This window comes from Methylobacterium sp. E-046, from assembly GCF_022829625.1.
Taxonomy (GTDB): Bacteria; Pseudomonadota; Alphaproteobacteria; order Rhizobiales; family Beijerinckiaceae; genus Methylobacterium; species Methylobacterium longum.
Genome location: NZ_JAKSYP010000045.1, coordinates 1 through 26,595, shown reverse-complemented (window position 1 = coordinate 26,595; position 26,595 = coordinate 1). Strand labels below are relative to the sequence as shown.

Sequence of the window (26,595 nt, the reverse complement as noted above, 5' to 3'; positions counted from 1 at the left end):
GCATGAAGCGTGGGGTCTGCCCGACGATGTCGGACAGATCTCGCCCAACAAGCTGACCGAACGCGGCGTTGGCGTACAGGATGGTCGGCCCGGGCTGATCGACCACCGTATCGGTGACGACGATGCCGATGGCGGCGTCGTAAGCCAGTGCGCGAATGAGTTCGAAGGCGGTCATGGTAGGGCAAGGCTATGCATACGTTGGGCGTGGCGTCACTCCACCAGACGCATGGCCGACCGGCAGGGTCTGCGCCGACCGTGTTCCCGAACGCGCGACCAGGGAACGAGCCTTGACCAGGGAACGAGCCGCGACCGCCCACGGCGGCCACCGCTCAATGATAAGTAATTGTTTGTAACACTAACCTAAGTTGCGAAACATAGATCTGTGAAAGTCATGTTTCTAGTCCCGCGCCCCGCCAAATCCATGCAGCCAACAATTTTAATTAACGGATCGCAGTCAGATTGCAGCTCGCGGAGCTTGCTATGCGATCTGTCTATACGTGCCTTACCCAGGCGCACGATCATCAGCTGATCCTGCTCGCTGCCGGGATCTGCGTCGTCGGCGTCTACGGCTCGTTCTCTGTCGCGACGCATGCGGCGCGCTCGGAAGGCCGATCCGCCACTCTCTGGGCCGGTGCCAGCATCGTAGCGGCAGGCTGCACCGCTTGGGCCACCCACATGATTGGGCTCCTGGCCTTCCGGCCGGGCATGCCCGCGGGCTTCGATCCCTACCTGACGGCCCTGTCGCTCCTAATCGCCATCGCCGGCATCGGGATCAGCGTCGCCCTCGCGATCGGCCAGCGCAAGCGGACCCATCGCTTCGTCATCGGTTTTCTCCTGGGCAGCAGCATCACGGCGCTGCACTACATCGGCGCGGCTTCCTACCTCGTCGCCGGTACCGTCGGCTGGGACAGGTCCCTGCTGGCCGTGTCCATACCGACGAGCCTGCTCATGTTCGGCGTGGCCATTGTCGTAACGGGCGAGCGCCGCCGCGATCTTCGACGTATTGGGGCGCCGCTGTTGGTTGGCGCCATCGCCGTCCTGCATTTTTGCGGCATGGCGGCCATGACGCTGACCTTTGATCCCGAGCGTTCGCTGCCGCCCCACGCTCTTGCGCCGGACGTCATCGCACCGGTCGTGGCGGGCGTGTCCTTCGGCCTCCTGGCGCTGGCCGTGGTTGGACTGCGCCTCACCCTGAATGCCCGGGCTCAAGCGCGCCGGGACCAGGAACGCCTGCGCGAGTTAGCGAACCTCGCCGTGGAGGGACTCGCCGTCTGCCGCGACGACGTGATCAAGACCGCCAATCGGAGCCTGGAGCACCTGTCGGGCGTCGGGGCGGGTGCACTGAGCGGCCGTCGCCTCTCGGACCTCCTGCCGGGCTTGAGCCTGACGACGCTGCCTGAGCGCGAGGAGCGCGAGGCGGAGCTGATCGGCCCGGATGGGCAACGCGTACCGGTGCGCGTGCTGCGCAGCGAAGTTCCGCTCGGCAGCGGGCTCCAGACTGTGCTGGCCGTACGTGACCAGCGGGAGCGCCTGCAGACGGAGTCGAAGATGCGCGCCCTGGCTTATTCGGACCCGCTGACAGGCCTGCCCAACCGGGCTCATTTCCACGACCTGCTGGCGTGCCACGCCGCGTCCTGCCGGAAGCAGGATCAAACCTTCGCCGTCCTCGTTCTCGATCTCGACCGGTTCAAGCTGGTCAACGACACGCTGGGTCACGGCCTGGGTGACGCGCTGCTCCGCAAGACGGCCCGGCGGCTCAAGGCAGCGCTCGGCGCGCACGACGTGGTTGCACGTCTGGGCGGGGACGAGTTCGCGGTCCTGCAGAAAGCCGTGGCCGGTCCAGAGGCGGTCCACGCCCTTGCCACTCGCATCGTCGAGTTGATCGGCCGCCCGTTCCTGATCGAGGGCCAGCTCGTCAATATTGGCGCCTCGGTTGGCGCCGCCCTCGCGCCGACAGACGGCTTGGAGCCCAGCCAACTCCTGCGCAACGCCGACTTGGCGCTCTACAAGGCCAAGGCCGACGGCAAGGGCACGTTCCGCCGCTTCGATCCCGCGCTGGATGCTCGCGTCCGGGCCCGGCGCAATCTTGAGGCTGACCTGCGGCGCGCCATCGCGGTGCAGGAATTCGAGCTGCACTATCAGCCCCTCGTCGATGCGCGGACCGGCCGGATCACCGCAGCGGAAGCCCTGGTGCGCTGGCGGCATCCGGAGCGCGGCCTCGTTTCGCCCGCCGACTTCATCCCGCTGGCCGAGGAGACCGGGCTGATCGGGCCGCTGGGACAATGGGTCCTGCGCACGGCCTGCACCCAGGCCGCCCGCTGGCCCGCGCACATCCGAGTTGCCGTCAATCTCTCGCCGGCGCAGTTCCGAGACCTACGCCTCGCCGACACGGTGAAAGCAGCTCTCACCACATCCGGCCTCGCCGCGGACAGACTGGAGCTGGAGATCACCGAGGGCGTGTTGCTGGCCGACGAGGAGCGAACGCTTGCCACCCTGACGCGACTGCGCGCGGCAGGCGTGAGCATCTCAATGGACGATTTCGGGACGGGCTACTCCTCGCTCAGCTACCTTCGCCGCTTCCCATTCGACAAGATCAAGGTCGACCAGTCCTTCGTGCGTCAGCTTCCGGGCGACGCGGAGAGCGCTGCCATCGTCCGGGCCATCATCACCATGGGGACGTGCCTCGGCATGGCGATCACGGTCGAGGGCGTCGAGACGGCGGAGCAGTTCGCGTTTACGACGGCGGAAGGCTGCGATCAGGTGCAGGGTTACCACGTGAGCCGGCCCCTGCCGCTGGCTGAGTTCCTGTCGTTCGTGGATGCGCGCGAGGCTGCATGAATCCGCTGGATACCCCCGACCTGTTTCGGCTGGTCTACCGGAGCCGCTGTGCGATCGCTGGAACGGCCGAGGAAGTGCAGCGGCACATCGATCGGATCCTGACCGTCTCGCGGCATCAGAACGGACAAGCGGGCGTGACGGGCGCGCTGATGTTCACAGGTCTGTTCTTCGTGCAAGCGCTGGAGGGTCCGACGTTCGCTGTGGAAGCGGCCTTCGACCGCATCTGCTGTGATCTGCGCCACAGCAACGTCGAGGTGGTTGAGTGTGGACCCGTCCTAGAGTCAGCCTTCGGCGATTGGTCGATGAGCCACTTGGTGCCAGCCGCGGATTCCGAGGCTTTGCTTGACCGCGTTGAACACGACACGGATTTGGCCGATGCCGCAGCAACCGCGATGAAGCTGATGACGGCCCTCATCCGATCTGAGCAGCACGCGAGTGGCTCGGCGCAGCAGTTCGTAGCCTGAACGCATCCGGACCTCCGGGTTCTGCGCTCGGCATACCCTCGACCTGCAGGCCGTCACCGCAGAGTTCGGCCTGCTCTCCTTCACGGGTGCCGTCGACCTGCAGGCCGCGATCGGACGCTACGTCGCCGAGCACAACCGGCGTGCCAGACCCTTCGTCGGGACCGAACCCGCCGCCGACATCCTCGCCGTCAATCGATCTCCTGAGCCCTCCGTCTGGGCCGGGGCACGAGCGGTCACACCGTCTGCGATAGGTCGTGCGCGGGCGCGACGGCGGTGCCTGCCGGAGTGGCCGCGCATCGTCGGGATGCTCAGGACAGGGACGCGAGCAGGCCCGCCAGGCCGGGTCGTTCATCGATCGTCCAGAAGGCGTCGAGGACGCGACGCACCTTGAGCGCATCGAGACGCTCGCCAGCATTCATGCGGAACTTGCGCTCGACGTCGTCCCGGGTCATCGGCCGCGCCACGAATCCCGGCACGTCATCGACCTGCCTCACGATCTCGCGCCCATCCCTCAGCGTCGCGGTCAGCCGGTTCGGCACCGCTTCCGGCTGCATCGCCGTGAGCGCAGGATCCTCGGCGACGGTGATCTTGTCGATGAGGGCGAGCAGGGACGGATCGAGCAGCTTGGCGGGGGAGTAGCTGTCGTTGGTGATGGCTCCGTCGAGCATTGCCCGCGCCGCGATGTAAGGCAGGCTGTGGTCGGCGGTGTCCTTCGTCGTCGGGCGCCACTTCTCGCGGTCTCGGCCGGCGGTGACGTAGCCGAGACGCGTCGTGTCGATGCGCATGCTTCGAATGGCGTCGACGCCACCGGCACCGGCGGCGATGGCGAGGGCCGCCGGGATCGCGGTCAGGCAGTAGACCTGCGCCGGGTACGGCTTGATCCCGCATCGCGCGATCCGGAAGGGGCGCCCCTCCCCACCGAAATCCGCGACATCGACGGCGAACGGGCCCGAGATCTGTTTGAAGAACCCGGCACGCCCTTCGAAGATCGGCGCCGGGCCCGTGAGGCCGGCACGGGCGAGGCGCGCGGCGAAGACGCCTGCGCGGGTCGCCTCGGCATCGGCCACGCCCTTCCAGTCCGAGAGCGTCTGAACGCGGGTCTGGTTCATCGCGATATGGCCGTTGATCGCGAGGTTGACGGCCTGGGTCAGGGCCTCCGGCGAGAGCCGCATCAGCCGGCCCGCCGCCAGCGCCGAGGCGGGCAGGCTGTAGACCGGATGATCCCAGCCACGTCCCGTCACCTCCGCGGCATCGAGCAGGCGGCAATCGACCTCGTAGGCGAGGGCGATCGAAGCGATGAGGTCGCGGCCGGTGGCCCCCTCCGCCTCGGCGACGGCGAGGCAGGCTGCGATGGTGTCGCTGGGGTGACCGGGCTCACGGCCGACATAGACGTCGTTGAAATCCTCGTAGCGGATGGCGACGCCGTTGGCGAAGGCCGCGAGTTCCGGGCTGCTCCGCCGGTCCGTGCCGAGAACCGTCGCGGCACCCGCCCCGTCGCTGAGCGCGATCGCCCGGCAGATCCGCACGGGCCCGGCCTCGAGGGCGGCGAGCCCACATCCCAGCGCGTCGATGAGATGGACCTTCACGGTCTCGACCGTGGCCGGGTCGAGATCCTCGAACCGCAGGCCATGGGCGTAGGCTGCGAGCCGGTCGGCAAGGGGAGGCTCCTCACCGGAGGCGGCCCTTGCCGGTGCGGCGGCAAGGGCTGCGCCGGCGGCTAACCACGCGGCGACCTGACGGCGGGAGAGATCGGCTGGGATCCGCATTGACCGCTCTCCCGTCAGGCGAAGCCGTAGAGCTTCGCCGGGTTGTCGACGAGAATCCTGTCGCGGGCAGCCTCGCTGCCGGCCCAGTCGGAGAGCAGGTCGAACAGCACCGCGTCGTCGGGCTTGTGCTTCTCGGTGACGTGCGGCCAGTCGCTGCCCCAGACGAGGCGCTCGGGGGCGAGGCGTACGAAGGCCTGGGCGGTGCGTGTCGCGTCCGGGTAGCCGGGCGGGCCGGCCTCGGTGTTGAGGTAGGCGCCGGCGAGCTTCACCCAGGCCCGGCCCTTCTCGACCAGGCCGGCGATGGTCGCGAAGGCAGGGCCGTCCGGGCCCTTGGCGGGGTCGAGGCGGCCCATATGGTCGAACACGATGGGGCAGGGCAGCCGGTTCAGCAGGGCCTCATTCTCCCGGATCTGGTCACCGGACATATGCAGCTGCACGTGCCAGCCGAGATCGGCGATGCGCTTGGCCAGGGGCTCGATGGTGGCGATGGGAGCCACCGTGTCGTTGGGATTCCAGACGCTGAAGCGGAGGCCGCGTACGGAGCCGGCATCGAGGCGCTTCAGCTCGACGTCGGTGACGTCGGGATGCAGGACGGCGATGCCGCGCCCGTTCCCGCCCAAGCGTGCGAGGGCGTCGAGGAGGCAGGTCGGATCGGTGCCGTGGTTCTTCGGCTGAACCGGCACGGCGCGGGTCGTGCCGAGGCGAGCCTGGAGCAGGCGATAATCGTCGAAAGTCATGCCCGGGGGCTTGGGCGAGTCCGGCGGTGGGAAGCGCGCGTCGATGATATGGAAGTGGCAATCGCAGGCATTGGCCGGCGCGCGATGGCCCGGCCGCTCGGTCCCGGCAGAGTTCGGCACCGATCCGTCGGCGGCGCGCGCCCGGTCGGCCGCAGCCATACCGGCCATGGCAGCCGCGACGAAGCCGCGGCGTGTCAGCGTGGGCATTCCCATCCTCCCTGTCATCGGTGTCAGCGGGCGCTGCGGCCGCGGACCACGCCTGCGGCAACCAGCTCGTCAAAAGCCTCGCCCGCGATGCCGATCTGTCCCAGCAGCTCCCTGTTGTGCTGGCCGAGGGTGGGCGCGGGGGTGCGGATTGAACCCGGCCGGTCGTGCAGGCGCGGCACGACGGCGTGCATGGGGATGAGCTCCATGTCGGGGTCGGGGTAGTCGGCGATGAGCTCGCGCGCGACCACGTGCGGATCGGCGACGAGCTTGGGCGCGTCGTTGATCGGCCCGATGGTCACCTCGGCCGCCTCGAAGTAAGCGACGTTCTCGTCCTGCGTCCGCTCCGCGATGAACGCGCCGATGATCGCATCGAGCTCGTCCACATGGCGCAGCCTGTCGGCGTTGGTGCGGAAGCGCGGGTCGTCCACGAGGTCCGGACGGCCGATCGCCCGGAATAGGCGCTCGGCCATCTTCTGGATCGAGCCCGACAGGCCGACATAGAGCCCGTCGCTGCAACGGTAGGCGTTGCGCGGCGCCGAGTTCGTCGAGCGCGAGCCGGTCCGCGGCTTGCCCTTGCCGGTGAGCCGGTAATTGGCTGCCTGCGGGCTGAGGATCGCGAAGAGCGGATCCAAGAGCGGCAGGTCGATCACCTGCCCCAGGCCGCCATTCACCTCAACCTCGCGCAGAGCGATCATCGCGGCGGAGGCGCCGGTGAGCCCGGCGACGCCGTCCGCGAGGTACATCGGCGGCAGCACGGGCTCGCGATCGGAGAAGCCGTTCATGGCGGCAAAGCCCGAGAAGCCCTCGATCACCGTGCCGAAGCCGGGCCGCTGGGCGTAGGGCCCGTCCTGCCCCCAGCCGGAGATGCGGATGATCGTGAGCCCAGGGTTGAGGGCGTGCAGGACCTCGGGCGACAGGCCCATGGCTTCCAGAACCCCCGGCCGGAAGCTCTCCACCAGCATCCGGCAGGAGGGGACAAGGGCGCGGATGACGTCGACCGCGCGGGGATCGCGCAGCGACAGGCAGAGGCTCTTCTTGTTGCGCGCGTAGATCTTCCAGTGGGTCTCGACACCCTCGGTCTTCCAGGCGCGCAGGGTGTCGCCCTCTGGGGGTTCCACCTTGATCACCTCGGCGCCGAAATCACCGAGCATCTGCGTCAGCACGTTGCCGGCGAAGAGGCGGGAGAGGTCGAGGATGCGCACGCCGTCGAGGATGCCCCGGGCCTCGGGTCGGTAGTCGCGCCGGTGCAGTTCGCGCATCGTCATGGGACTTCCGTCGCGGTGTGGAGATCGGACAGCGCCACGACGGCGCGGGCGCGGGCCAGGAAGGGCGAGTCGATCATTCGCCCGTCCACGAGAATCGCGCCGAGCCCGCGCGCCTCGGCCTCGGCGGCGGCCGCGAGGATGCGGCGCGACCACGCCACCTCGTCCGGGCTGGGCAGGAAGGCGGGGTTGGCGATGTCGACTTGGGAAGGGTGGATGCAGGTCTTGCCCGCAAATCCGTGCCGCCGGGCGGCCTCGCACTCGGCGCGGAAGGCCCCCGGGTCCCTCACCGCCGCGAAGGCCCCGTCATAGGCGGGCAGGCCGGCCTCGGCGGCGGCGAGCCGGACGGCGACGCGGATCTGGGCGAGGGCGGCTTCGTCGTGCCGGTCGATGCCGCAGGGCTCCAACAGATCAGCGTACCCGATCTGCAGGCCGGCGACGCGGGGATGCGCGCAGGCGAGGTCCGCCGCTCGGCGGAGGCTTCTCGGTGTCTCGATGTTGACGAGGAGGCGGATGCGACCCGCCGGATCCAGGCTGTTGAGGCGGGTGGCCGCATCTTTGACGGCGGAAGCGTCCTCGACCATCGGCAGGTTGATGAGGTCCGTGCGCGGAAGGGCCACCGCCTCCAGATCAGAGACGAAGTGCACCGTGCCCGGGCCGTTGACGCGAACCACCACGACTTTGCGCGGATCGACGTGCGCTTCCCGCAGGTAGGCAGCGAGGGTTTCCCGCGCCTCGTCCTTGCGGGCTTCCGGCACCGCGTCCTCGAGGTCGAAGGAGAGGGCGTCGGCGGGGCCTGCGGCAGCCTTCGCGAACAGCTCGGGACGGGACGCCGGAACGAACAGCTTCGAGCGCATCAGCACGGCGCGCCTCCATCAGACGATCTTGAAATGGACCATCGCGAGGATCGCTGCGGTGACGGTGAGCGCCCCTCCGATCCGCGTCGCGACCTGCGCGAAGGGCATGAGCTCCATCCGCTCGGCGGCGGTCAGGATCATCACGTCGCCCGTGCCGCCGAGGCCGCTGTGGCAGGCGTTCACGATCGCGGTCTCGATCGGGTACATGGCGAGCCAGCGCCCGACGGCGTAGCCGGTGCCGGTCAGCGCGAGCACGGTCGCCACGATGGTGACGAGGTTGGCCGGGTGGAACGCCTCGACCAGCTCGTGCCAGGGAGTCAGCGCCACCGCGGTGCTGAACAGAAGTGGGTAGGTCACCGCCACCACGAAGAAGCGGAACACCACGCGGGCGCCTTCTTCCAGGGAGGCCGGCACCGCCCGCAGCAGCTTCGCGAGGACGACGAGGAACAGCATCGCCACCGGCGCGGGCAGCCCGACCCACGCATGGATCAGCGTGCCGAAGACGTAGATGGCGATGCCCGTGATACCGCCGGCCGCGACGGTCGCCACGTCGATCCCGGAGGTGTTGCGGTGAACCGCGCCGTGGTCGGCCTCCGTGTCTCCCTCGGCGGAGGGTTGGAGCCGGCCGTTGCCGGTGAGGTCCGGGCGGCGCTTCCCCAGGGTGTTGAGAGCGCCGCAGCAGATGATGGCGACGAGGTTGCCGAAGAAGACCAGCGGCAGGATCTGTCCCAGCATCCCGCCGTGATCCACGCCGAGCGCCTCCGCATAGCCGACCGAGAGTGGGATTGCGCCTTCGCCGACGCCCCCAGCCATCACCGGCACCACGACGTAGAGGATCGACCGCCAGAAGCCGATGCCGACGAGCCAGCCGACGCTTCCGCCCACGAGGAGGCCGGTCAGGGAACCCAGCGCCAGAGGCACGAAGATCTTGGCGAAGCCCTGGATCAGCACCCGCCGGTCCATGCTCAGGATCGAGCCGACCACCACGGCGGTGATGAACAGGTAGATGAAGTTCGTCGCCTTCGTGAAGGTCGTCACCGACTGCACGAGCGGCGCCGGCAAGAGCTGATGGGCGACGAGGAACGAGGGCAGGAAGATCGTCACCAGCGACGACCCGCCGATCGCCCGCAGCACCGGGATCCGCCGGCCGATCTCGGCGCAGGTGAAGCCGCCCGCGACCAGGACGGCGATCATCACCGTCACCTCGCCCGAGATCTTACCCCTGATGGCGAAGGCAGCGATGAGGGCCAGCAAGAGGACATAGACGGGCAGCGGGATGATGCCGACCCGCGTTTCCATGGTCCGTGTCCAGAAGGATTTCGGCGCCGGCATCGAACGGGTCGAGGTCGCGACCGGCGACCCGGCAGCGGCATGCGCAGTCATCGTTTCCTCCGCATCGCCCCGTTTTCAGCCGGAGTCGCATTGTGTTGGGCAGGCGTCGCCCCGTTCGCCTTGTCCCGCGACGACGTCTTCGAGTAAAATGAATTGATCGCACTAATTCATGACTTTCCGGCATGAAACTCCCCGTCGACGGCGTTCAGGCCTTCGTTCTCATCGCTGAGCTTGGCAGCTATCGCCGGGCCTCCGAGAGCCTCGGGCTGACTCAGACCGCACTCACCCGGCGGATCCAGAAGCTTGAGGGTTTCCTCGGCGCGGTGCTGCTCGACCGCACCACGCGGACCGTGCGCCTCAGTGCCGTGGGCTGCGAATTCTTGCCTCTGGCCACGCGGCTGATCGCCGATTTCACCCACGACGTCGAACGCCTGCGCACGACCTCCCGGCTGGGCATCGGCGACGTCACGGTCGCGACCGTCCAATCCATCGCCTTCCGTCGGATGCCGGCGGTTCTGCAGACCTACGCGCGCGATCACCCGCAGAACCGGGTGCAAATCCTCGAACGCTCCGGCGCGCTGGTCACCGAAGCCGTGCGCAAGGGTGAGGCGGATTTCGGGATCCACATCCAGCAGGAGGCCGATGCCGATCTGGTCGAGGATCGGCTGGTGCGGGATCCGTTCGTGCTGATCTGCCACCGCAGCCATCCCCTGGCCGGACGGCGTGCGCTCCGGTGGACCGATCTATCCGGTACGGATCTCGTGACCCTCGGCGGCGCCAGCGGCAACCGGGCACGCGTCGAGGCTCAACTGGCAGCCGTGGACTTGCCGCCACGCGGCCGGTTCGTGGTCGAGAGCACGCCCACCGCTCTGGCACTGGTGTCGGCGGGCATTGGCGCCGCGATTCTCCCGGCGGCACTCAGAAGCGCGTCTGCGCGCGACAACCTCGTTGAGATCCTGCTGACCGAGCCCGCGATCTACCGCACGATCAGTCTGGTGCGTCGCCGCAATACGTCACTGACGCCCGCGGCATCCCTATTCTACGAAGCCCTCAAGTCCGAACTGTCGTCGGGCTTCGACGGGTCGGGACTGCGGGAAGATCTGCATCGCGCCGCCGTCCTGCGCTGACGAGGGTGTGCCGCCCGGGAGTTCGCTTCGAGGATCCGCCGGCAACGCCGTGAATGACCGGATGGGGCGCAAAGCCGAAGGCCGGCTTATCGACCGTGCGCCGATCCGGTTTCAGGCGCGTGCCTGACCGGCAAGGCACACGGGGTCGGACCGGGCCGTCCAGCCCCGAGCTTCGACGGGTGCCCTGAAACGCGGCTCCGAAGCTTGGAACCGGGGCAGCCGAAAGCTCAACGACTGCAATGGCTTCGGGCTGACGGCGGCGAATCCCTCTTGTCCGCCGCCAGCTGCTTGTGGCTGCGGCTTAACGCTTCTGTCAGAGGAAGCTTCTCGCCACCCCGACGCTCCCGCTGGATCGCAGTCCTGGGCGCGGGACCGATCAGGGCACGCTGGGGGGCAAGGCTCCGGAGCTGGTGGAGGAAGGTGCGCAGTGAATTCCTGCTGCGGCTCGAACGCCGACCAAAGGCCGATCGACACGCGGCTGACAGGCGCGGCGGCCCATGTGCGCGCACGATCCATCGATGCCCAGCATCACAGCGGCATGGGTCGCGCCTGGAGGATGGCGGCGCGGACGAAGGGGCGCTTCAGTCCGATCCCGACGTTTGAACGACCGACGAATTCCTGAGCGCCGGGGTGACTGCGGACCGCTTTGACGAGGTTCAAACGAAGGCCCGCCCGGAAGAGGAACACGCTTTCCACCGTGCCGGACAGGAAGGCTTCGACAGCCACGCCCACCTCGTCTTCGGAGATGATCCCCAGCTCACACAGGGTCCCGATCGTTCGAAAATCTCTCATCGTGGTCATGTAGGGCGCGACGAGGGTCAAGCCGAGCCGCCCAGCCTTCGGGGAACGCTCCACCTGACGCGTGGACGCTGCCAGATCCCGTTCCGGGGTCGCCTGTCCGCCGACCATGGAGCCTCACCGCGAAAGGCCCTCCTCCATGCGACCTCTCGGGTCCCGTCGCGTCCCGAGCCCTGCGCGGTCAGGAGCGGCACCGAACCCCTTCAGCCGGTGATCAGATCGGCCGGCGGGGCCGGGCTGGCTACAACATGACGGGCAGCTCCGCTGCTGGCGGCGAGGTCGCGAGCCGCGGCCCGCCAAAGCTCGAAACCGCCGGCCCGGCGGCCATCCTGCCGAGATGCGCACGGCTTTCGCTTGCACAAGAAAGCCCGCTGCGGCGGAGTGCCGAGCGGGCTGAAGGTTGTTCTGCCTTGGAGGGGAGAACGCGTAGACCGTAGTCCAAAGCGATCAGCTGTCGCGTCACATGCACGTGAAGCGGCCAAGCCGGCATCCTCCAGCAGGCCCGGGGCCGCGCTCGACCGTCGACAGAAGTGGCGGATCAGTGAGGCCGCGATCTATGCCGATCATAGAAATTGAACACCAACAGGGCGCTGATAGCTGCCGCGTTGATGCACAACGCCCAGCCGTAGCTTGTCAGGTGATGGGCGCCGATTGAGGTCCCGACGGTGCCTGCGCCCACGAGCGACCCGAGCACGGCGAGCACTATGAAGAGGCATGCGAATGCAAGCATAACCACCTCCCTATCGCGGATCGGAGACAGTCTCAATTGACCTGAGTTCTTGGCGATCCGCGGTCATTCTAGGCACCGACCACACTTGCTTGCAATGGAAATTGCGAGGCCGCGAACCGTCATTTGTCGACCCTTGCGAAGGCGGGAGCGAGCACCGGGCCTACATGCTGCACCTGCGAGGCGGCACCCGGCCATGCGAGCGTCGGCGCCTGCAGCGCCCTGGTCAGAGTCGACCGCCCCTGGCGGTCCGGTTGGAGGTTCGAGTCCGGCTGGGGCCCACCAAGGCCTCTCCTTCCGACGAGAAGCACACGCGGCAGATGCCTCACAAGGAGCCGGAGATTTAACTCCGGCTATTTAATCATTTCAGCGACGACGTCGTGCCATTGAATGAGTATCGGCCAGTCTTAGTGCCAGATACCTGCGCAATTCCGTCCGTCATCGGGCTTAGACGCGTATTAGTCAGCTCGATAGCGCCCGAGAGGCCGGCGAATTTTCCAGTACCGCCGGTCCATTCGGCCGTACCGCGCAAGCCCGTACCCTGCGCCTGCACTGGGTAATCGTACTTCTCGAAGATCTGGTCGCCGCTCGCGTCAGCGTAGACGCACCGGCCGTGACTCTCCACCGTCTTGGCGTCGTTGTCCAAGGTCGCCAGTCCGACACAGCGACCCGCCAAGTTGTTCAGAAAACCACTGCCCTCAGTATTGACCGCAGTCATCGTGATATTGCTCATCGCAACCACGCGGTTCTCGCCGATCGGCATTGGTTTACTCGGCGCCATATTCACGCCCGTATATATGATCTTATAATCTCCCGATCGCGGCAGATCCTCCGCATATGAAATTGCGACGCACGAATATAACGCAGGGACACCGATGAGAAGGTGTGAGATGCGAATGCACATTGCCCGCCTCCCTTTTGCCGATGAGTCGACTATCGAATACTTCACGATTCGATCAGACCGAAATATACGACGCACTTTTGGCGCGAATACAATCGCGATCGAATGAAACCCCTCGGCCGTGACTTGCCGGGGCCTCCGACAAACCGAAGCCGCCTGTCGATGGCAGCGGTCGCGCGGGCATCATCCCGACGCCGCATCCCGGCGGCCATCCTGCCGGGATGCTCGCACCGATCGCCGGTCAGGCGTCAGCGATCGGCAAGTGAGGACCATCTTCGGCTCCCCGCGAGCGGCCGATCGAAGCAGAACCGATGCGATCGCCTGCGCTCTAACCGTCGTGGTGCGGCGCCAATCGGTGGCCGGCACCCGACGCCGAACCGCCCCGCGATGAAGCCCGAGGGGATCGTTGGCGTGTGTTTCAACGCTCCGCGGATGGGCTGCAGCCGAACCGGGACCGGTAGCAGCGCGCGAAATGGGCGGCGCTCGCGAAGCCGCAGGCGGTCGCGATCTCACCGATCCTGAGCGGGCTCTGACGCAGCAGGCGCCGTCCATGGGCGAGGCGGATGGCCCTGTACTGGGCCGAGAAGCTCAGCCCGAGCTTCTTGAGGAACAGCCGGTCGAGGTGGCGCGGGCTGATCGCGGCGAGGCGCGCCATGGCCAGGCGGCCGAGCGGCGCCTCCACCGTCTTCTCCATCGTCTCCAACACCGTCAGTAGGGCCGGATGGTGGATCCCGTACCGCTCGGCCGCGGAGGCCCGCTGCGGGTCGTCGGCGGCACCGATGGCGGTGTGGAGGAACCAGTCGGAGACGCGGCGCGCGAAAGCCTCACCCATGCGCTCGGCGATCAGGGCGTGGGCCATCTCCAAGGGGGCGACGCCGCCGCCGCAGGTCAGGCGATCGCCGTCGGCGACGTAGCGCGCCCGGTTCAGGCGCGCGTCCGGGAAGGTCTCGACCGTGGCGCCGGCATATTCCCAATGGAGCGTGAACGCGCGCCCGGCCAGCAAGCCCGCCGCGGCCATGAGATACGGGCCGCCCGAGATGCCGCCGATGCGGACGCCGAGGCGGGCCATGCGCCGCAGGGTCGCGCGGATCTCGGGCCTGTCCCACCCGGTCGGCTCGCCGCCCGCGCAGACGAAGAGGGTGTGGAGAGGGCCGCGCAGGCGGGGCAGCGCCTCGGTGGGGACCTCCGCTCCCGATGAGGCGGCCACCCGGCCCTCTGCCTCGCCGAAGTAGCGCAGCCGGTAGAGTGGCCGCCCGGCGAGATCGTTGGCCGCGCGGAACGGCTCGCAGGCCGAGGCGAAGGACATCAGCGCGAAGCCGGGCACGAGGATGAACCCGATCTCCTGCGGATGGTCCCCGGTCTTCGCATCCATTCCGCCCGCGCCCCGCTGCCCGACGGCTCAACCGTGCAAGAAACCGTCTCCGGCAGTCAAATGCGATGCGCGGCATCCATCATACTGGGTGCCGTCTTCCCGTGCCGCACGAGACCGCCTCCGGATGCCTCGACCTGCCGATCTGCCCCCGTCCCGCGACGCGGCGGCGCGCCGCCCGTGAACCGCCGCTACGATGTCGCCGTCCTGGGACTCGGCGCGATGGGCAGCGCCGCGCTCTACCAGCTGGCGAAGCGCGGCGCCGCGGTCATCGGCCTCGACCGCTTCGCGCCGCCCCACGCGCGCGGATCCAGCCACGGCGAGACGCGGATCACCCGGCAGGCGGTCGGTGAGGGCGCCGACTACGTCCCCTTCGTCACCGCCTCGCACCGCATCTGGCGCGAGCTGGAGGCCGAGACGGGCGAGACCCTGCTGAACGCCTGCGGGGCCCTCGTCATGGCGCCGGGCCACGGGGTCTCCTCGCATCACGGCAAGCCGGACTTCGTCGGACGCTCCATCAGCGCCGCGGAGGGCGCCGGCATCGTCCACGAGGTGCTCGACGGTGCGGCGGTGGCCCGCCGGTTCCCGCAATTCCTCAACCTCGCGGGCGACGAGAAGGCCTATTACGAGCCGGGCGGGGGCTACGTGTTCCCGGAGCGCTGCCTCGCGGCGCAGCTCCACCGGGCGGGGGCCGCGGGCGCCGAGATCCGCACGAACTGCGCGGTGGTCGGGCTGCAGCAGGACGGGAGCGGCGTCCGTATCGACACCGCGGAGGGGACCATCCTGGCCGACCGCGCCGTCGTGGCCGCGGGCTCCTGGACGGCCCCGCTGCTCGGGCGCCCGTTCGACCGGCTGCTGACCGTCCGGCGCCAACTCCTGCACTGGTACGCGCTGGCGGATGACACCGCTTACGGTCCGCATTCGCCGGTCTTCATCTGGATGTACGGGACGAGCGACACGGAATACCTCTACGGTTTCCCGCCACTGGACGGCTCCATCAAGGTCGCGACCGAACAGTACAGCACCACCACCACGGCCGACGGGGTCGAGCGTCGCGTCGACCCCTCCGAATCCGCCGACATGTACCGGCTGCGCGTCGCCGAGCGGCTGGCCGGCGTGACCCCGGAGGTCGTCCAGGCCGCCGCCTGCGTCTACACGGTGACCCCCGACCGCGGCTTCATCATCGACCGGCATCCCGCGATGGAGCGGGTCTTGGTCGTCTCCGCCTGCTCGGGGCACGGCTTCAAGCACTCGGCCGGCATCGGCGAGGCCGTCGCGGCGGAACTGGCCGGGACCGGCGGCACGGTCGATCTCAGACCCTTCGCCCTGGGACGTTTCAGTTGATGCGCCGGCTGATGGCTCGTGGATTGCCTGAAACCATGCCAAGATCCGTCGACCCGAGCAGGAAAGATCCGATGCGCCTCACGATCCGCACCCTTCTGTCCACCGGTGCGATGGCCGCGCTCGCGGCGCTCTCGTCCGTCGCGCTGCCCGGCCGGGCCGCGGCCGCCGACGGCGTCGACGCGATCAAGACGCGCGGGACGCTGATCGTCGGCGTGAAGGCGGATTACAAGCCGTTCGGCTTCCGCGACCCGAGCGGTGCGATCATCGGCCTCGAGCCCGACCTCGCCGCCGACCTCGCCAAACGGCTGGGCGTGAAGCTCGAGCTCGTGCCGGTCGTCTCGGCCAACCGGATCGAGTTCCTGCAGCAGGGCAAGGTCGATCTGCTGATTGCCACCCTCTCGGACAAGCCGGAGCGCCGCCGCGTCGTGCAGGCGATCGACCCGAACTACTATTCCGACTTCGTGAACGTCCTGCTGCCCAAGAGTTCGGGCATCACCGACTGGGCGCAGCTGAAGGGCAAGCCGGTCTGCGCCACCTCGGGGGCGTGGTACAACAAGGACGTCGCGCGGACCTACGGGGCCGAGATCGTCGCCTTCGACGGATCCGAGAAGCCGCTCTTCGCGCTCAAGCAGGGCAACTGCATCGGCTACGTCTACGACCAGAGCATGCTGCAGGGTAAGCTGCTCGACGACGACTGGAAGGCCAACTACGCGCTGCCGCTCAAGGGCATCCTCGACGCCCCGTGGATGATGGCGGTGGCGCAGGGCAACACCACGCTCCAGACCGCGGTCGAGGACGCCACCAAGGACTGGATGAAGACCGGCTTCATCGTCAACGAGGAGAAGAAGTGGGGCATCGAGCCGACCGCTTACTCGAAGGCGATGCACGAGAAGTACAAGAACGCGACCAACTGATGCGGTCCTGCACGACGGCTCCGAGCGTTCGCCCGCGATGATCGCCACGATCCAGGCGTGGTTCCAGCAGCTCTACGAGACCACGGGCTTCAACTTCACCATCTTCTACGATCCCTACGACTGGGACCGCTACGTGGCCGGCCTGCGGATGACGCTGCTCCTCGGGATCAGCACGATCCTGGCCAGCCTCGTCATCGGCGCGGTCGGTGCGCTCCTGCAGAGCGGGCCGTCGCGCGTCCTGCGGGGGCTGGTCAACGGCTTCGTGGTCGTGTTCCGCAACACGCCGCCGCTGGTGCAGATCTTCTTCTTCTACTTCGGCCTCGGGACGCTGCTTCCGGACATCCGCTCGGCGGACGGCCTGCGCGCGCCGATCCTGACCAATGTGCAGTGGGCGATCATCTCGCTGTCGCTGTTCGCGGGCGCGTTCAACGTCGAGATCTTCCGCTCCGGCATCGAGGCCGTGCCCCGGACCACGATCGAGGCCGCCGAGGCCCTGGGCTACACCCGCTTCAAGGCCTACCGCCACGTCGTCCTGCCGCTGGCCCTGCGGGTCTGCCTGCCGGCCCTGAACAACAACCTGATCAACCTCCTGAAGACCACGACGCTGGCCTACGCCATCGCGGTCCCGGAGACCCTGTACGCGGTCAAGCAGATCTGGTCCGAGTCGCAGAACGTCCTGGAGATGATGCTCGTGCTGCTGGCGACCTACGCGGTCCTGGTCGGCGTGCTCGTCTGGATCATGCACCGCTGGGAGCGCGCCCTGCGGATCCCGGGATACGGCCGATGAGTGTTCCGGATCCGCGCGGCCCGGGCGAGGCGCGACCGGGCGCTCTGCCGGTCCTCCTGCCCTTCGCGCTCCCGGAGGACCGCGCGGCGGTGCGCCTGCGCCCGGCCCATCTCTGGCTGCTCGCCGGCCTCGCCCTCGTCGCCGTCCCGGCCTGGGCGCAGGGCGGCGGCGGCGCGCTGTCGCCCCTGGAGGTCGTGATCAAGTGGGCGCCCCTCCTGCTCACGGGCTTCGCCTTCAACGTCGCGATCTCGTTGATGGCGATGGCGATCGGGACGGTGGCGGGCATCGGGCTCGGGCTGGCCATGCTGGCGGAGGGGTGGATCCTCCCCCGCCTCGCGTGGTGCACCACGCAGGTCTTCCGCAACGTGCCCTGGCTGGTGCTGCTGTTCTTCGTGATGTTCCTGGTGCCGTTCCAAGTCACGGTGTTCGGCATCCGCGTGCCGCTGCCCGACTGGGTGAAGGCGACCTTCGGCTTCAGCCTGCCGGTCATGGCCAACGTCGCCGAGATCGTGCGCGGCGCGGTGCGCTCGGTGCCGAACACCCAGTGGGAGGCCGCCGAGTCCCTGGCCTTCACCCGGCGGCAGACGCTGTGGCGCATCATCCTGCCCCAGTGCACGAAGCGGATGCTGCCGCCCTGGATGAACGTCTACGCGCTCATCGCGATGGCGACCGTGCAGGCCTCCATCGTCGGCGTCACCGAGATGCTGACGCTGACCGCGCAGGTGCACGCGGCCGAGGGCGGCCGCCCCGAGCTGTTCGCGCCGCTCTACGGCTTCGCGCTGCTCTGCTTCTTTCTCTACTGCTACCCGATCGACCGGTTCACCGCAGCCCTGGAACGCCGCTTCGAGACCCGCTGAGACCATGACGCGCGCGACCCTGGCCGCCACCCCGCCCCCGAGCTGGACCCCCGATCAGCCGATCGTCCGCCTCGCCGACGTGCACAAATCCTTCGGGTCCTTCGAGGTCCTGAAGGGGATCAGCTTCAACGTCCGCAAGGGCGAGGTCGTCTGCATCATCGGCCCCTCGGGCTCGGGCAAGTCGACGCTGATCCGCTGCGTCAACGCGCTGGTGCCGGTGAGCGCCGGCTCGATCCAGGTCGAGGGGATCGACGTCACCGATCCCCGGCTCGACAAGCTGGCGCTGCGCCGCAAGGTCGGCATGGTGTTCCAGCAGTACAACCTGTTCCCGCACAAGACCGCGCTGCAGAACGTGATGATGGCCCCCATCCACGTCCTCGGGCAGGACAGGCGCGAGGTCGAGGCCCGGGCCCGCATCCTGCTCGCCAAAGTCCGGCTGGCCGGCAAGGAGGACGCGTATCCCGGCGAACTCTCCGGCGGGCAGCAGCAGCGCGTGGCCATCGCCCGCTCGCTGGCGATGCGGCCCGACGTGATGCTGTTCGACGAGGTCACCGCCGCCCTGGATCCGGAGACGGTCAAGGAGGTGCTGGTCACGATCCGGGAACTCGCCGAGGAGGGCATGACCTGCATGCTCGTCACCCACGAGATGAACTTCGCCCGCGACGTCGCCGACCACATCTACTTCACCGATCGCGGCGTGATCGTGGAGCACGGGCCGCCCGCGACGTTCTTCGCCTCCGCCCAGGACGAGCGCACCCGCCGGTTCCTGTCGCAGGTGCTTTGACTCTCCTGTCGCGCAGTGCCCCGCATCCCGGCCCTGAGGCCGAACCTCCGCCGCGGAGGCGTGTTCGTGCCAGGTGTCCGGACGACCCCAGGGGTCCCGCTCGCCCGGCGAGTCGGAACCCGGTGACATGGGTGCCTTCGACAGCGAGGAGCAGGAGGAGCCTCAGCACGGGAGCATCGAGGGCGACGACGGAAGCGGATATCGAGGTGGCTGACTGGCGCGCTCCGGGAACGGCCCGGCCTGCGGCTCAGCCCTACGTCCTCGAACGGACGCCCTCCCGTCTGTCCGCTGCTGGCCGCCAACGCCTCAGGCGCGGCAGCCAGCCCCGATCCTCTCAGGAAACCGGAGTCACCGGTCCGAGCCGCTCAACAGCTTCTCGATCGTAGCCAAGCCAGCGGCTTGAGCTTTCGCTTCGCTCGGATAGCTGCGATCAGAACGCTGGGCGAGCTTGCCGTGCTTGCGGATTGCCCAATTGTAGGCTCCGCCATCTTCTTTCGGAGGAAGGACCTCCAGCGTGTAGGGGTGGATGTTCGTTTCGATGTCGCTCATGGCGGAGTCATGCCACGCGTGCTCGGCGGTGCCAAGGCTGCTCCGCGCCTTGGCCCTGTGCTCCCGTGGCTCTGCTGGACGTCGCGGTGGAGAATGCGGGTCGCCGGGGGCGAACTCAGCCTGACCGGCCAGACCGTGTCCGACTCCGGATGTCCCACGCTCGACGCCGCACGAATGCGGTTCGCGTTCTGAAGGATGTCGTATCCCCTCCCTTCAGACGAACTCCAACGCCTCGCGGTCCTGACAATCCCGGGGCCGCTCGACGCCGGAAAGCGGAGTGCGGCAAGCCGCGCGTCGTGCCGATCGTGCGGCGCGTCCGAATTCCGCCGTCGCTCCGCAAGGCTTGCGCGATGCGGCCCTCAGGCGCCCGCGTTCTCGGCGTCGACGGCGGGCCCTTCGAGCGCCTTGTGCGCCAGCCGACCCGAGAGCCCAGATCGGTGCCGCGGCGGATCGGTAGCGTACCGTCCCGCGCGGCAAACCGGATCACGCTCGGCAGAAGGGCGTGACGATCGGTCAGCCGAGCGGGTGTTCACCGCGAAACCGGTCAACGCGCCCGTCCGCCCGCGCCGTCGCCCTCCCCCGGTTCAGCGCCACGTTCGTGAACCGGTTGCCGGAGGCGAGGTCGCGACCCTGCGGTCGCAATCACCAGCCGTTCCGGGCCCCCGGCTCGGCGATGGCGAGCAGGTCACCACCTTGCCGCCAGTCGTCGGCGGAACGACCCGTGATCTTGGCGACGTAGGCCCTCGTCTCCTGCGGCAGCGATGAGCGGCCGGTGAGCCAGTTCCTCACGCGCTGCGGGCCCGCATTGTAGGCGGCCGCCGCCATGCCCAGGCTGCCCAACGCTGCCCGCTGCTCGCGCAGAAACTCGGCCGCCTTCGGTATCGCCTCGAAGGGATCGAAGGGATCCACCAGACCGCGCTCGGCTGCCGTCGCGGGCATGAACTGCGCCACGCCCTGAGCCCCGGCGCGACTAACCACGCGGTGATCAAGCCCGCTTTCCTGCTGCAGGAGCCGCAGGAAAAAATCTCCCGGCAAGCCGTTGGCGTCGGCCGTGTGCTCGATGAACTGCTTCAGGCGCTGTTTGTCGCCGTAGAAGGCGTTCAGCCACGTGTCCTGGAGCGTCCCGACATATTGGGGGATCGCTGCCGCCGCGTTCACGGCCGTCAGGTAGATCTGGACGAAATTGGCGATGGCGCCGTCGGCCGACATGAGCGCGACCATGCCGGGCAGCCGCGGGGTGGGGACTGGAACGGCGGCGACCGGAGCAACCACTCCGAGCTCAGGTTGCGGAGGAAGGAGCGTCGGCGCGGCTCCGAGACACGCCGCCGCCATGAGGACAGCGGGCCTGCTGCTCCTCAGAACCAGCGACCGCACGCGCCTGCGGGCGGCGCTGCGATCGGCCCGCGCCCAGAATTCACGCTTACCGATCGGCGATAGATCCTGCATTCTTGCCTTAAAAGCACTGCCCCACCTGCATTCAGGGTGATCATCCTGAAAACAGGCCGATTTAGGAGCAGGCTACCACACAGCGCAGGGAACTTGGTCAGCGATCGCCCCCCTGCGGAGGGCCTGCCCTGTTGATTGCGGTGAAGCGACAGAGGCAGCCTCCCATCACCTGCACCAGTCAGTGTCCAGCTCCGGCGATCAGACGCTCGCCGCCGGCTCGCCACACCGTGCGAATCGCAGGACGTGGCTGCCGTCGACCGTCAGCGCGTGCCGCACCGCCTGAGCCAAGTCCGCGAAGGTGAACGGTTTGCGCAGGACCAAAGCCGCGTCCGGCAGGGCCGCGGCCTCCGCGTAGCCGGTCATCAGCAGAACGCGCAGGGCCGGCCGGTCCGCGGCAGCCCGGGTCACCAGCGCACTCCCGGTCATCCCCGGCATGGCGTGATCGGCCACGAGCAGGTCGACCGTGTCCTGGCCTGCAAGGAGGCGCAACGCCTCCGCGCCGGAGCTCGCAGCGATGACCGTATGGCCCATCTCCTCCAGCATCGCCGCCGCCGTGGATCGCACCTGGCCGTCGTCGTCCACCAGCAGGACGCGCAGGCCGCCCGACGCCTCCGGCAGCGTTGCGGAGGTGGCGTCCGGATGCGCCACGCCCATCGCGGCCCGGGGCAGGTACAGCGCCACGCGCGTGCCCTCACCGACGCGGCTGTCCACCGTCACCTCGCCCCCGAGTTGCTTCGCCGTGCCGTAGACCTGGGCGAGGCCGAGCCCGGTGCCCTGGCCCTGGGGCTTGGTCGTGAAGAAGGGCTCGAACAGGCGCGCAAGGACCTCGGGCGGCATACCCTCCCCGGTATCCGTCACGCTCAGGCGAACGAACGCGCCGGGCGGGAGGGCCGCCGGGCGTGGCTCGGCAGCCGCGAAGTTCGCGGTCTCGATCCGGAGCTCGCCTCCCTTCGGCATCGCGTCGCGCGCGTTCACGGCGAGGTTCAGTACCGCGAGCTCGATCCGATTCGGATCGGCCATCGCGGGCCAGAGGTCGGCAGCAAGGCGCGTCGAGACGGCGACCGTACCGCCGAGCGTCCGGTGGAGGAGGTCGGCCATCCCGGACAGCACACCGTTCAGGTCGGTCGAGCGCGCCTCCAGGCGCTGCCGCCGCGAGAAGGCGAGAAGCTGCTCGGTGAGCGCCGCGCCGCGCTTGGCCGCCTGATAGGCGTTGTGCAGAAGGCGCAGGACGCGCTCGTCGCTGACCCGGCGTTCGGCCAGCTCGACCGAGCCCATCACGGCGGCCAGCAGGTTGTTGAAATCGTGCGCCACCCCGCTCGTGAGTTGGCCGACAGCCTCCATCTTGCGGGCCTGCGCAGTCTGTTCCTCGGTCTCTCGCCGGAGGCGCGCCAGTTCGAGGTTCGTCCTGACGCGCGCCTGCAGTTCGCGGGCCGAGAAAGGCTTGACGAGGTAGTCGTCCGCGCCGGCCTCCAATCCCTCGATGCCGGCCTCAGCGCCCGCTCTGGCCGAGAGCATGATGACCGGCACGGTGCGCAGGGCCGGGTCGGCCCGCACCGCACGGGTGAGCGCCATGCCGTCCAGCACCGGCATCATCACGTCCGTCAGGAGCAGGTCGGTCGGCGCCTCGCGGAGAGCGGCCAGGGCCGCCCCACCGTCGGGGACGGAGACCACCTCATGATCGAGCCCGAGCAGGCGGTGGACATAGGCGCGCATGTCGGCGTTGTCGTCCGCCAGCACGATGCGCGCGCGCTCCTGTGCGTCGCGCCGAGATTCGAGCTCACGTCGCAGCGGGACGACGTTCGTCACGGCGGTCCCGTCGGGAAGCCACCGGAGAGCCTCCTCGCTGTAGGCTCGGGCATGGCCGCCGTGCCGCAGGGCCTCGGGCGCGTCCGCGATCCGATCCGGTGGCAGATGCTCTCGCCCGGTTGGGACCGTCACGGTGAAGGTGGTGCCCCGCTCGACCCGGCTCTCGACTGCGACGGTACCGCCATGCATGCCCGCGAGCTCGCGCACGAGCGCGAGGCCGATGCCCGACCCCTCGTGCGAGCGGCTGCGGCTGCTCTCGACGCGGTGGAAGCGCTCGAAGATGCGCGGCAAGATCTCGGCCGGGATGCCGACGCCCGTGTCGGTGACCGTCAGCCGGACAGCGCCCGGCGTCGGCTCCAGCCGGACGGCGATGCCGCCCTGGAAGGTGAACTTGAAGGCGTTCGAGAGCAGGTTGAGGACGATCTTCTCCCACATGTCCCGGTCGACGAAGACGGGCTCGGGCAGCGCTGGGCAGTCGACCCGCAGGCTCAGCCCGCCGCGCTCGACTGCCGAGCGGAAGGTGCTGGCAAGGTCCGCCGTCAGGGCGGCGAGGTCGACCTGAGCGAAGGTGGCCTGGGCGCGACCGGCTTCGACGCGCGAGAAGTCGAGGAGCGTGTTGACGAGGCGCAGGAGGCGCAGCGCATTGCGGTAGGCCACGTCCAGCTCGGCACGGGCGCGCTCTTCGAGGCGGTCGGACGCCAGCACCTCTTCCAGCGGGCCGAGCATCAGGGTCAGCGGCGTGCGGAACTCGTGGCTGACATTGGAGAAGAACTGGGTCTTGGCGCGGTCGAGTTCGGCCAGCGCTTCAGCGCGGCGCCGCTCCTCCTCGTGGGCGCGGGCATTGCGCAGGGCCGTCGAGATCTGGCCTGCGACGATCTGCAGGAAGCCGCGGTAATCCTCGTCGAGTGCGCGGCTCGGGCTCGCGCCGAGCACGACGACACCGAGCGCAACTGAGCCGGCCTCTCCGGCGAGCGGGAGGACGAGGGCACTGTCGGTCGGATCCGCCCAGAAGCCGGCCGGCAGCGAGAGACGATCGGCCAGTCCATCGACCGAGACGACCTCTCCCGCGAGCGCGCGCGCGAGAGGCCAGCACGCGGCGCCCGCCGGCGCGGCCTCGGGATGGTCGGCGCCGATGCCGGTCGCCGCGGCCCGCCGTAGGCCGCCATCCGGCTCACGCAGGAAGAGGAGCGAGAAGGGGAGGTCGAGCCGGTCGTCGGTGAGCGCGCCCGCAATGTCGGCGCAGGTCGTCTCGACGCTGCGGGTCTCGCCGGCCTTGGCCGCGAGATCGCGCAGCAAGCCCAGCCGACGCTCGCCGACGACCTGCGCGGTGACTTCGCTGCAGACGGCCAGCATCCCGACGATGCGGCCGTCGTCGTCCTCGGCCGGCGCGTGCGAGACGCTGAAGTAGGCCTCCTCCCGGTAGCCCGCCCGCTCCATCAGCAGCGGCAGGGCCGGGGTCCAGTTCGCCTCGCCGGTGCGCATGACGCGGGCGATCATCGGACCGAGTGTGTCCCAACTCGCCGCCAGCGTGGTGCGGATGTCGCCGCCCAGCGCTGCCGGATGCCCTGCGCCGATCAGCTTGGCGTAGGCGTCGTTGTAGATCTGCGTGAACGCGGGTCCCCAGGTCAGGATCATCGGGTACTGGGAGGACAGCAGCGTGCGCACCGTCGAGCGGAGGCTCTGCGGCCAGCCCGCCACGGGGCCAAGCGGTGTCGCGGACCAGTCGAGGTCGCGTGCCAGACGCTGGATCTCGCCCTTGCCGGCGAACAGGATCTGGGCTGCGGTATCCTGCTGGCTCATGGGTGGACCATGGCTGGCCCCCATTCCTGCCGCAACAACCCATATGTCGTTTCGGATGCAACCAGGGCGGCTCGAGAGCCGGGTGCTTGCAGGAGGGAGGCCCTGCACGGCGTCAGCCTCGTCCGGCGGCTTCGCGCCCCCTGCAGTCTTCCAGCCGTCCCTGCGGGCAGCCCGGAAGCAGACCTCGAGTGGGTGTGGCCAAGTCATCCAGCCAGAGGCATGCCCGCGCGACTGGTGATGTCCCGGACCGTCACGCGCGCCGCGTCGATGGCCAGCATGCGGCCGGCTCGCAGGGAGTGGACCTGGAAGGTTGAGGCATCGAGCCTCGCGGCCGGGCCGTAGTCCCGTGGGATGCTGGCGGCGGACCGGTCTGTGACGCGCGGTGGGGTGGGCAACTCGTCCACGGCTCGCACCCGCCCCGACTGCCAGACCGGCCGAAAGACCGGGCCAGACGGGATGCCAGCCGCGTCGAGCCCTTTCCGCACGAGCGCCACGCCGCAGACACCTGCGATCGGAATGGCCCTCTCGAAGCCCCTGCCCGCCTGATCCACCGTCAGGCGGCGGATCGCGACGCGCAGGCCCGCCTGATCCTCACGCGGATCGTCGGCCCCCTACATCGCGTATGCGTAGCGCCAGACAGGAGAACCACCGTGGCCGAACAGGCATCGAGCTTCATGCGGGACTGGATCGCCGCGAACGTCCACGACAGCTCCGCTCGGCGAGACCGCGGCCTTGATGAATGGGTCACCGACGAGATTGCCCGCCTGAAGGATGCCGCTCGCGCGGCGGATCTCGACCTCGACGACCCGGAGCTCGACGACGACTTGCTCCGCGACGAGATCACCGCTGCGATCAAACGGATCGCCCGCTCCTGAAACGAACGACCAGAGTAGGCCGATATGCCGGGGCGGTGGCACTGCGGCGCTGATGAGGAGAGGGCGTGCGACGTCAGCGAGGAGCCTCTCCCTCCGTCGCGATCGCGTTGCGCGCCGTGCAGCGGATCCGGGGCAGCCCACCGGCTCCGGCCGCATCGGCTGCGCACGATCAAGCGCTCGCGCGATTCCTCCCTCACGGCCAAGCTTCGCGGCCAAGGTCGAAGGCGTGTCGACCCGCAGGCGGCGCTCGAACGCTGCACCGCCGACGCGCCCGACCCTTCGTCCGGACCAGACCCGCCGCCGACATTCTCGCTGCCGTCAGCCGATTCCCTGAGCCAGCCCTCCGAGGCCGTGTACGAGATACCATCGGCCGCAAGTACGACCGGGTCAGGACCGGCGCTGGAGGCGGGGCCCGGGCGCAAGACCTCGTGCCGCTGGCGAGCGTGCGCAGCGTCCTGCTGGTTCGCCCTACCTATGAGATCTCACCGGATAGGATCTCAGCCATGTGGTACCTCTACGCCTTCGTACTGCTGGCTGGCGTCGCCAATGCCATCCAGGCAGGGCAGAACGGTGCTCTCTCAAAGGGGTTGGACGAGTCTCTGACCGCCGGCCTCGTCGTGATCGCCGGCACCGCGACGTGCATTCTCGTCGTCGGCCTTCTCTCAGGCAAGCTCGCTTGGCCGACGGCGGCTCAGGCTGCGGCGATGCCGTGGTGGGCGTGGCTCGGCGGGATCCTCGGCGGCTGCATCATCCTGGCTCAGTTCCTCGTGGCCCGTCAGATCGGAGCCGCCCCATTCCGCGGCATCCTCGTCACAGCCGGCGTGGTGACCTCGATCGTGCTGGACAACTTTGGCTGGGTTAGCTTCGAACGACATCCTGCCAGCGTCTGGCGGATCCTGCGTGGCTTACTCATGGTGGCCGGGGCGGCACTTGTCGCCCTGTTCTGATCGCTGTCCCCCTCAAATCCGTCTTATCCGCAGCTCAATACTCAAAGCACCAATCCATTATGGCGAGAACTCGGTACGATCAGCGGCAGGGGTGGGAAATC

The 26,595-nt window shown here is 68.7% G+C and carries 21 protein-coding genes and 1 pseudogene; 11 read left to right on the top strand and 11 right to left on the bottom strand.

Annotation, left to right across the window (positions count from 1 at the left end; genetic code table 11):
- The first annotated feature begins 480 nt into the window (after window positions 1-480).
- The 3 genes and pseudogenes from MKK82_RS02420 to MKK82_RS02410 all read left to right on the top strand — a co-directional run.
- Window positions 481-2,838: an EAL domain-containing protein gene (locus tag MKK82_RS02420; RefSeq protein ID WP_238291191.1), complete on the top strand. Its 2,358-nt coding sequence runs from the start codon at window positions 481-483 to the stop codon at window positions 2,836-2,838.
- Window positions 2,835-3,302: a BLUF domain-containing protein gene (locus MKK82_RS02415; RefSeq protein WP_238291190.1), complete on the top strand. Its 468-nt coding sequence runs from the start codon at window positions 2,835-2,837 to the stop codon at window positions 3,300-3,302. Before MKK82_RS02420 ends, MKK82_RS02415 begins: the two co-directional genes overlap by 4 nt.
- A gap of 76 nt (window positions 3,303-3,378) precedes the next feature.
- Window positions 3,379-3,516 (top strand): annotated as a pseudogene (locus MKK82_RS02410) (IS630 family transposase); the annotation flags it as partial.
- Window positions 3,517-3,610: 94 nt separating this feature from the next.
- On the opposite strand, the gene MKK82_RS02405 reads toward MKK82_RS02410, so the two are convergent.
- From MKK82_RS02405 to MKK82_RS02385, 5 genes are read right to left on the bottom strand one after another with little or no spacing between them, the layout of a single operon-like run.
- Entirely contained in the window at window positions 3,611-5,068 is a 1,458-nt protein-coding gene (locus MKK82_RS02405; protein ID WP_238291189.1) for an MmgE/PrpD family protein, read from the bottom strand.
- A 14-nt stretch (window positions 5,069-5,082) separates the two neighbouring features.
- Entirely contained in the window at window positions 5,083-6,012 is a 930-nt protein-coding gene (locus MKK82_RS02400; RefSeq protein ID WP_238291188.1) for an amidohydrolase family protein, read from the bottom strand.
- 23 nt (window positions 6,013-6,035) lie between these two features.
- Window positions 6,036-7,277 carry a CaiB/BaiF CoA transferase family protein gene (locus MKK82_RS02395; RefSeq protein ID WP_238291187.1) on the bottom strand — a complete coding sequence of 414 codons (1,242 nt, stop codon included), beginning with the start codon at window positions 7,275-7,277 and terminating at the stop codon, window positions 6,036-6,038.
- Window positions 7,274-8,131 (bottom strand): HpcH/HpaI aldolase/citrate lyase family protein, encoded by an 858-nt coding sequence (locus tag MKK82_RS02390; protein ID WP_238291200.1) that lies wholly within the window; start codon window positions 8,129-8,131, stop codon window positions 7,274-7,276. Before MKK82_RS02390 ends, MKK82_RS02395 begins: the two co-directional genes overlap by 4 nt.
- An 18-nt stretch (window positions 8,132-8,149) precedes the next feature.
- Window positions 8,150-9,514: a 2-hydroxycarboxylate transporter family protein gene (locus tag MKK82_RS02385; RefSeq protein WP_238291185.1), complete on the bottom strand. Its 1,365-nt coding sequence runs from the start codon at window positions 9,512-9,514 to the stop codon at window positions 8,150-8,152.
- 131 nt (window positions 9,515-9,645) lie between these two features.
- Between MKK82_RS02385 and MKK82_RS02380 the strand changes: the two genes are divergently transcribed.
- The gene (locus MKK82_RS02380) at window positions 9,646-10,590 is read left to right on the top strand and encodes a LysR family transcriptional regulator (RefSeq protein WP_238291184.1); all 945 of its coding nucleotides are present in this window, start codon (window positions 9,646-9,648) and stop codon (window positions 10,588-10,590) included.
- 528 nt (window positions 10,591-11,118) lie between these two features.
- On the opposite strand, the gene MKK82_RS02375 is transcribed toward MKK82_RS02380, so the two are convergent.
- The 3 genes from MKK82_RS02375 to MKK82_RS02365 form a co-directional block, all read right to left on the bottom strand.
- The gene (locus MKK82_RS02375; protein WP_238291183.1) at window positions 11,119-11,499 is read right to left on the bottom strand and encodes a hypothetical protein; all 381 of its coding nucleotides are present in this window, start codon (window positions 11,497-11,499) and stop codon (window positions 11,119-11,121) included.
- Window positions 11,500-12,476: 977 nt separating this feature from the next.
- Window positions 12,477-12,878, bottom strand: coding sequence for a hypothetical protein (locus MKK82_RS02370; protein WP_238291182.1), 402 nt, complete (start codon window positions 12,876-12,878; stop codon window positions 12,477-12,479).
- 556 nt (window positions 12,879-13,434) lie between these two features.
- On the bottom strand, window positions 13,435-14,388 hold the full coding sequence (locus MKK82_RS02365; protein WP_238291181.1) for a GlxA family transcriptional regulator: 954 nt from the start codon (window positions 14,386-14,388) through the stop codon (window positions 13,435-13,437).
- Window positions 14,389-14,565: 177 nt separating this feature from the next.
- Between MKK82_RS02365 and solA the strand changes: the two genes are divergently transcribed.
- The 5 genes from solA to MKK82_RS02340 all read left to right on the top strand — a co-directional run bounded on the left by solA (window position 14,566) and on the right by MKK82_RS02340 (window position 19,071).
- Entirely contained in the window at window positions 14,566-15,729 is a 1,164-nt protein-coding gene (gene solA, locus MKK82_RS02360) for an N-methyl-L-tryptophan oxidase (protein WP_238291180.1), read from the top strand.
- A 71-nt stretch (window positions 15,730-15,800) separates the two neighbouring features.
- Window positions 15,801-16,643, top strand: coding sequence for a transporter substrate-binding domain-containing protein (locus MKK82_RS02355; protein WP_238291179.1), 843 nt, complete (start codon window positions 15,801-15,803; stop codon window positions 16,641-16,643).
- Between the two features lie 37 nt (window positions 16,644-16,680).
- On the top strand, window positions 16,681-17,430 hold the full coding sequence (locus MKK82_RS02350) for an amino acid ABC transporter permease (protein ID WP_238291178.1): 750 nt from the start codon (window positions 16,681-16,683) through the stop codon (window positions 17,428-17,430).
- Entirely contained in the window at window positions 17,427-18,287 is an 861-nt protein-coding gene (locus MKK82_RS02345) for an amino acid ABC transporter permease (RefSeq protein WP_238291176.1), read from the top strand. The genes MKK82_RS02350 and MKK82_RS02345 overlap by 4 nt, the downstream gene beginning before the upstream one ends.
- A gap of 4 nt (window positions 18,288-18,291) precedes the next feature.
- The gene (locus MKK82_RS02340) at window positions 18,292-19,071 is read left to right on the top strand and encodes an amino acid ABC transporter ATP-binding protein (protein ID WP_279602676.1); all 780 of its coding nucleotides are present in this window, start codon (window positions 18,292-18,294) and stop codon (window positions 19,069-19,071) included.
- 348 nt (window positions 19,072-19,419) lie between these two features.
- Here MKK82_RS02340 and MKK82_RS02335 read toward each other — a convergent pair whose 3' ends face one another.
- From MKK82_RS02335 to MKK82_RS02325, 3 genes are all read right to left on the bottom strand, one after another.
- Complete coding sequence (locus MKK82_RS02335; RefSeq protein ID WP_238291175.1) at window positions 19,420-19,620, bottom strand: hypothetical protein; 201 nt, start codon at window positions 19,618-19,620, stop codon at window positions 19,420-19,422.
- A gap of 642 nt (window positions 19,621-20,262) precedes the next feature.
- The gene (locus MKK82_RS02330) at window positions 20,263-20,892 is read right to left on the bottom strand and encodes a lytic transglycosylase domain-containing protein (RefSeq protein ID WP_238291174.1); all 630 of its coding nucleotides are present in this window, start codon (window positions 20,890-20,892) and stop codon (window positions 20,263-20,265) included.
- A 372-nt stretch (window positions 20,893-21,264) separates the two neighbouring features.
- Complete coding sequence (locus tag MKK82_RS02325) at window positions 21,265-24,225, bottom strand: ATP-binding protein (protein WP_373323374.1); 2,961 nt, start codon at window positions 24,223-24,225, stop codon at window positions 21,265-21,267.
- A gap of 1,097 nt (window positions 24,226-25,322) precedes the next feature.
- Between MKK82_RS02325 and MKK82_RS02320 the strand changes: the two genes are divergently transcribed.
- Together MKK82_RS02320 and MKK82_RS02315 are read left to right on the top strand one after the other, a co-directional pair.
- A complete protein-coding gene (locus MKK82_RS02320; RefSeq protein ID WP_238291172.1) occupies window positions 25,323-25,547 on the top strand; it encodes a hypothetical protein in 225 nt (74 codons plus the stop codon).
- 503 nt (window positions 25,548-26,050) lie between these two features.
- Entirely contained in the window at window positions 26,051-26,494 is a 444-nt protein-coding gene (locus MKK82_RS02315) for a DMT family transporter (RefSeq protein WP_243984548.1), read from the top strand.
- Window positions 26,495-26,595: the final 101 nt, after the last annotated feature.